The 1,862-nt window shown below is 71.0% G+C and carries 1 protein-coding gene; it reads left to right on the top strand.

From position 1 onward, the window contains the following. Positions 1-143: 143 nt before the first annotated feature. Positions 144-1,862 (top strand): hypothetical protein (locus VF697_RS25085; RefSeq protein ID WP_331099184.1); only part of this gene is annotated, 1,719 nt, incomplete at its 3' end.

Genomic DNA, 1,862 nt, shown 5'->3' with positions numbered 1-1,862 from the left:
GCGTCCGGACGACACGGGGCCCATCTCTGAAAGGCGCGAGTCTCCCGCTTGTACCCAGGTCCAGGGAACCCCCTTGATACCGGAGGAGCCGGGAGTTGTTCACTACCGTATTCCCGAACCCCGCGACGTGACAGGATGGGGGGGTGTCGCTCGCCTGGCTCGCCCTGATCGCCGCGCCGCTGCTGGCCGCGGCTCCCACCGCGCCCGCCGAGGGCTACGAGGATGCGCTCGTGCAGTGGGGGCTGGCGCGGCATGGCCACGCGGTGGAGCCCGCCCCCGAGGGCAAGCACCTGGAAGCGGTGTGGGTGGCCTCCGAGGACGTCGTCGCCCAGAGTGACCCGTACCCGTCGCTGCTCAACCTCTTCCACGCGCGCACCCGGGAGGAGGTCGTCCGGCGCGAGGTGCTCCTGGAGCCGGGCAAGCCCTATGCACCCGGGCTCGCGGAGGAGACGGCGCGCAACCTGCGCAAGCTGGGCATCTTCTCGGCGGTGCGGCTGGTGGCGGTGAAGGGCGAGGCGCCGGACGCGGTGGCGCTGCTGATCATCACCAAGGACATCTGGTCGCTGCGCGTCAGCCAGGACTTCGAGGTGGTGGGCTCGTTCGTGCGCTACCTGCGGCTGCAGGGCACGGAGGCGAACTTCCTGGGGCTCAACCAGGACCTCCAGTTGGTGGGCCCGCTCGTGCAGTCCCTGCGCCTGCAGGCCACCGAGCAGAACTTCCTCGGGCTCAACAAGAAGGTGGCGCTCGACTTCCTGCTGCGCCGGGACTCGCTGAGCTTCGGGCAGACGTACGTGGATCCCCGCCTGGGCGGCAGCCGCTGGTCCCTCAGCGAGAACGCCAACCTCATCCTCGGGCGCGAGAACGGCCAGCTCGAGGGCACCCGGGGCAGTGTGCTGCTGTCGCGGCCCTTCTTCTCGCTCGACACGCCCTGGAGCTTCCAGGCGCAGGCGGTGTGGCGCGTGCAGCCCGTCCGCATCTTCCGTGGCGCCGAGGTGTGGCAGCTGCCGTACCCCGAGGGCGGGACGGTGCCCTATGTCTACGACGCTCGCGAGCTCAGCGGGAGCACGCTGTACCTGCGCTCCTGGGGCTCGCGCTACAAGCTGGACGCGGGCGGGGGGCTGGGTGCGTACCACCGACGCTACGGGGCTCCGGCGGACTCCGCGCTGGACGAGGCCCGGCGCGCCTGGCTGCGGGACACCCTCCTGCCTCGCAGCGAGGACGCCACCTATGTCCTCGGCTACGCGCGCGTCTGGCAGGCCCGCTACGAGGTGATGCGCGACGTGGACTCGTATGCCCTCTCCGAGGACTACCAGGTGGGGCACTACGTCACCGCCACGGCGCGCTATGCGCCCGCGCTGGTGGCCTCGGCGGGGAACTTCGCCGAGGTGGGTCTCACCGCCCGCTATCGCCTCCGCCTGGGAGATGCCCTCTCCTCGGTGGCCGCCGCCGCCTCCGTGCGTCGGGTGCTCGGTGGGGAAGGGCAGGGCAGGTGGGTCAACCGCCGCTGGGCCGCCGAGGTGCAGCAGGTGTCCCCGAAGCTGCTCGGCGGGCGCTTCGTGGTCCGGGGCCTGCTGGACGTGAACATCGACGACTTGAACGAGCGCGTGCTGCTGCTCGGCGGTGGCAATGGCCTGCGGGGCGCGCGGCCCGAGGCCTACTCGGGGAAGCGCACGGCCCTGGTCAACGTGGAGTACCGCACCCGTCCCCTCATCCTCCACACGGTGCACCTGGGCGGCGTGCTGTTCTACGACACGGGCTCGGCGTTCGATGAGCGCCCGAGCTTCATCCACTCGGTGGGCGTGGGCCTGCGGCTGCTCTTCCCCCAGTTCAACACCTACCCGTTCCGCCTCGACTTCGGGTAC

Origin of the sequence: Archangium sp. (genome assembly GCF_036388035.1) — a bacterium.
Taxonomy (GTDB): Bacteria; Myxococcota; Myxococcia; order Myxococcales; family Myxococcaceae; genus Archangium.
The sequence above is the reverse complement of the archived record's forward strand: the minus strand, read 5'-3'. Positions and strand labels throughout refer to the sequence as shown.